This window comes from Trebonia sp. (assembly GCF_049794275.1).
Taxonomy (GTDB): domain Bacteria; phylum Actinomycetota; class Actinomycetes; order Streptosporangiales; family Streptosporangiaceae; genus Trebonia.
On record NZ_JBARCR010000495.1, the window covers coordinates 1 to 3,931 of the forward strand.

A 3,931-nucleotide genomic window follows, 5' to 3' on the forward strand; every position below is an offset into this window, starting at 1 on the left:
GGCACGGCGAACCCGTGGTGCCCGGGGTAGAACTCGATGGTGTGCGGCACGCCGGCCGAGGTCAGCGCGCTGTCGAGCAGTTCGGCGTGCTCGGCGGTGAACCCCTGGTCTTCGATGGAGCCGGCCACGTAGACCGCGGCGCGGATGTTGTCGGCCGCCAGGTGCGGGCTGTTCGGGTCGTCGGGGATGGCGACCCGCGCCGCGTGGAACGACGCGGCCGCGGCGATCTTGTCCCCGATGCCGCCCGCCGCCACCAGCGACATGCGGCCGCCCATGCAGTAACCGGTGGTTCCGACGGCGGTGCCGCGCACCTCCGGCCGCGCCAGCAGGAAGTCGGCGTAGGCGTCCGCGTCGGCGATGACCCGGCCGTTGGTGAGGCCGCTCATGAGGCCGAAGAGCCGCCCGCGTTCCTTCTGGTCGGTGAACGCGGTGGCCGGGTCGAACGGGGCCCAGTCGCCCGCCCGGTAGAAGACGTCGGGAACGAGCGCGACGTACCCGAGGCTGGCGAGATGGTCGCCCATGTCCCGCATGGTGTCCCGTAGCCCGAAAGCGTCGGGGAAGACGACCACGCCCGGCCACGGCCCTGCCCCGTCAGGGACGTGCAGCGATCCGCTGCTCACGCCATCACTGGTGGGGATCTGCACATCGACGCGCGGCATCTCGGTCTCCTCAAGTTAGTTAGCCTTTGCAAAGAATAATTGTTAGCACGGGCGGCCGACGGGTAGTGCGCCGGCATGCAAACAGCAGGGCCAGGGCGGGTGGTCGCCGGGCGTTACAGGCTCAGCGCGGTGATCGGGCGTGGCGGGATGGGTGTCGTGTGGCAGGCCCGCGACGAGCTCCTCAGCCGCGACGTGGCGGTGAAGGAGATGATCTGGCCGCCGTCCCTCACCGACCAGGAACAGCGGGCAGCCTGCCGTCGCGCCACCAGGGAAGCCCAGGTGGCCGCCCGGCTGAATCACCGCAACGTGGTTCGCATCTTCGACATCGTCGAAGAGGACGGCTGCCCGTGGATCGTCATGGAGCTTCTGCCGTACCGGTCGCTGCTGGACGTCATCCAGGACGAGGGACCGTTCGCCCCGGCCGAGGCGGCCAAGGTCGGCCTGCAGATCCTCGCCGGGCTGCGCGCCGCGCATTCGGAAGGCGTCGTGCACCGGGACGTGAAGCCGGCGAACATCCTGATCGGCCCGGGAAACCGGGTTGTGCTCACCGACTTCGGAATCGCCTGGGCCGCCGACAGCCCGGCGGTCACCACCGCCGGCGTGCTCCTCGGGTCCCCGTCCTACATCGCACCCGAGCGTGCCCGTGGCGGTCACTCAGGCGCCCCAGGTGACCTATGGGGGCTCGGCGCCTCGCTGTACACCGCGGTCGAGGGTCATCCGCCGTTCGAACGGGCCAACGTGCTGGCGAGCATCACCGCCGTGGTCACCGACGAGCTGGCGCCGGCCACCCACGCGGGCCCGCTCTGGCCGGTGCTCAGCGGCCTGCTCCGCAAGGACCCGGACCAGCGCCTCGACGCGGCCGAGACCGAGCGGCTGCTCTGCGTCGTCAGCGCGGCGCCCGCTTACGTGGTTACCCCAGCCGCTCCGAGCCCTCGCCGGTCGCAGGGTTCGCTGGCGGCAGCAGTCGGATCGGCGGCGATGGTGGTGCTCGCGGCGGGTGGCACCGCCGTGGGGCTGGGCGTGACGAGGTCATCGCAGAATCAGCCGCCCACGTCCGCGGTCGTGACGCCTCCGTCCGCGGCGCCCACGCACCCGGCAGCAGCCAGCGCGCGCCCAACCACGCCAGCCAGCCCGCACACGACGGCCCGGACATCCCCAGCGACGACCTCGCCCGCCTACGTCTCCCACAACGACGACCCGAACCCGAAATCCCATCACGGTCACGGGCATTCCAAGTCGTCCAAGGGCCAAGGCGACAACAGCCAGGACTAGACACGGGTAGTAACTGGCCGGGTTTTCCAGGCTCATGTCGCCGAGGTAAACGGCTAGGAAACGTAGCCTTAACGCCCGATCACCTGGGACTATCCCACTTGGCTGGACATTTGCTCCGCAGTGCCTGCGTGTTATGGTCGGGTGGCAATTGACATGCTGCTCCGGACCCTGGCAGCGCAGGACCGGCCGCTTAGCGATGAGTTGAGGCAGCGCAGAAACTACCGCTGGCGGTGAGTTGGGTGAGCAGTCCTCGCAACTCTGACATCGTGACCGGTACAGGACCCGCTGTCCGTCCGGCCCCCGTCCCCGCGCCGCGCCCGCACGGTCGCCGTGACCCATGGCTGCGCAGCGGGTCCGAAGACGGCATGACACTCCCGCTTTCCGGGCGGCCTGGCCACGGCAGGACGGCGTTCGTGCGGCTCCAGCCGGCCCGCATCGTGGACGGTCGCTTCGAAGGCGGCTACACCGGCCTGTTCGAGCTCATCTGTCCCGGATGCGGTGACCATCCCTACCTGGATTACCAGGAGATCCCGCCCCGGCTTCGATGGCTTCGCGGGCCCCGGTCGCTAGTGGCGGCGCTGGCCGTGTATCACAAGCACCTCGGTTCGTCCGGTACGAACGGGGACAGCGCCGGAAGCTTGATGGGCTAGGCCCCGACCGTGCGGGAAGATGACGAGGTCACCTTCGGTAGCGGGGCGTTCCGTGAGGAACGGCGCAAGGATCCGTCGCGGGTCCTTGCCCTGACCGACGGAGTATTCGCCATCATCATCACCCTGCTCGTGCTAGACATTCACGTGCCGGAACTCAGCGCGCACGAGCACCTTCGGACCGCCATCGCGGAGGTGCGGCCCAGCTTCATCAGCTTCGTGATCGCCTTCATCGTGGCGGCGATGCAGTGGGTCGGCCACCGGGACCTGTTCACGCTGATCAGGTACACCGACCGCGGCATCATCTGGCTCAATCTGCTGACGCTGTTCGCGGTGTGCCTGCTGCCGTTCGGCTCCGCGCTGCTCAGCCGCTATTACGAGGACCCGCTCGCGCTGCGCCTGTTCGGCCTGATCTTGATAGGCACGTCCGTGGCCCGGACCGCCATCTGGGCGTACGCGACGGGGAGGCCATCCCTGATACATGAGCCGCTGGACCGGGCATCCATCTGGTCGGGGCTGGCACTATCTGTCTTTCCCGTGGCCGTTTACATCATCGCGTTCGCGATCGCCGGGGCCTCGTCGCAGGCCAGCCTGGCTGTCTACGCTTCGGGACCCGTCTTGTATTTCATCGCGATCACGCTGTTGCGCTTGCTAGCTCCGCGCGGGTCAGCCGAACGTCAGTTCACCTAACAGACGAGCACACCTGGCGGGGTCGGCCTCCACTTGAAAGCGCGCTAGCGTGACGCCATGACGCTGAGCGCTTATTTCGCTGCGGCTGCCGAGCACCAGCAACTGGCCTGGATGAACGACACGATCCTGGAAGTCCTGGTGGACTCGGCCGTCAGCGACGGCCAGGTGCTGATCATGCGAAGCGCCACCGCACGGGGAAACGCGGTTCCGGTCCATGTCCACCAGCGCGAGGACGAAATCTTCCTGCTTCTCAACGGCGCGCTGACAGTCTGGGCCGGTGACCAGCGACGAGAACTCTCTGACGGCGGCGTTGCCTTCCTGCCCAAAGGCATCCCGCACACCTACTTCGTCACCTCCCAGACCGCAGTCATCCTGGAAGTCATCGCTCCTGGCGGCCTGGAACGAGCCTTCAGGGAAGCAGGCTGGGATCTACACACCCCGGCGCCTGAGGGCTGGGCCTGCACGCCCGATGCAGTGGCCACGGCCATGGCCAAGCTGGGCTGCACAATCCTGGGGCCACCGCCCGGCAGTGCCGTGGATAATCCCATTCCTACGCAAAGCCAGTCATGAAACACGCCTGCGACCGCCGCCAATTGCTGTTTGATGAGGCCACCAGTTGGCTTCTCGGCCGTTTCGTCAGTGCCATTCAGCCGGTCGTGCCAC

The 3,931-nt window shown here is 67.9% G+C and carries 5 protein-coding genes; 4 read left to right on the forward strand and 1 reads right to left on the reverse strand.

The genetic code is table 11. The annotated features are described in order from the left end of the window. Positions 1-659, reverse strand: a 659-nt coding sequence (locus WA805_RS13455) for a dienelactone hydrolase family protein (RefSeq protein ID WP_425242500.1), incomplete at its 3' end; no start/stop codon positions are given. A gap of 75 nt (positions 660-734) precedes the next feature. Between WA805_RS13455 and WA805_RS13460 the strand changes: the two genes are divergently transcribed. The 4 genes from WA805_RS13460 to WA805_RS13475 all read left to right on the forward strand — a co-directional run bounded on the left by WA805_RS13460 (position 735) and on the right by WA805_RS13475 (position 3,838). Continuing rightward, complete coding sequence (locus WA805_RS13460; protein ID WP_425242501.1) at positions 735-1,931, forward strand: protein kinase domain-containing protein; 1,197 nt, start codon at positions 735-737, stop codon at positions 1,929-1,931. 365 nt (positions 1,932-2,296) lie between these two features. Then, positions 2,297-2,581, forward strand: a complete 285-nt coding sequence (locus WA805_RS13465) for a hypothetical protein (protein ID WP_425242502.1) — start codon at positions 2,297-2,299, stop codon at positions 2,579-2,581. A gap of 9 nt (positions 2,582-2,590) precedes the next feature. Next, positions 2,591-3,268: a TMEM175 family protein gene (locus WA805_RS13470; protein WP_422274526.1), complete on the forward strand. Its 678-nt coding sequence runs from the start codon at positions 2,591-2,593 to the stop codon at positions 3,266-3,268. A 57-nt stretch (positions 3,269-3,325) separates the two neighbouring features. Continuing rightward, entirely contained in the window at positions 3,326-3,838 is a 513-nt protein-coding gene (locus WA805_RS13475; protein WP_422274524.1) for a cupin domain-containing protein, read from the forward strand. The last annotated feature ends 93 nt before the right edge of the window (positions 3,839-3,931 follow it).

Bases quoted from the DNA above. Each gene is read 5' to 3' on its own strand.
- WA805_RS13460 (WP_425242501.1), top strand. From the start codon at position 735: ATGCAAACAGCAGGGCCAGGGCGGGTGGTCGCCGGGCGTTACAGGCTC.
- WA805_RS13465 (WP_425242502.1), top strand. From the start codon at position 2,297: ATGACACTCCCGCTTTCCGGGCGGCCTGGCCACGGCAGGACGGCGTTC.
- WA805_RS13475 (WP_422274524.1), top strand. From the start codon at position 3,326: ATGACGCTGAGCGCTTATTTCGCTGCGGCTGCCGAGCACCAGCAACTG.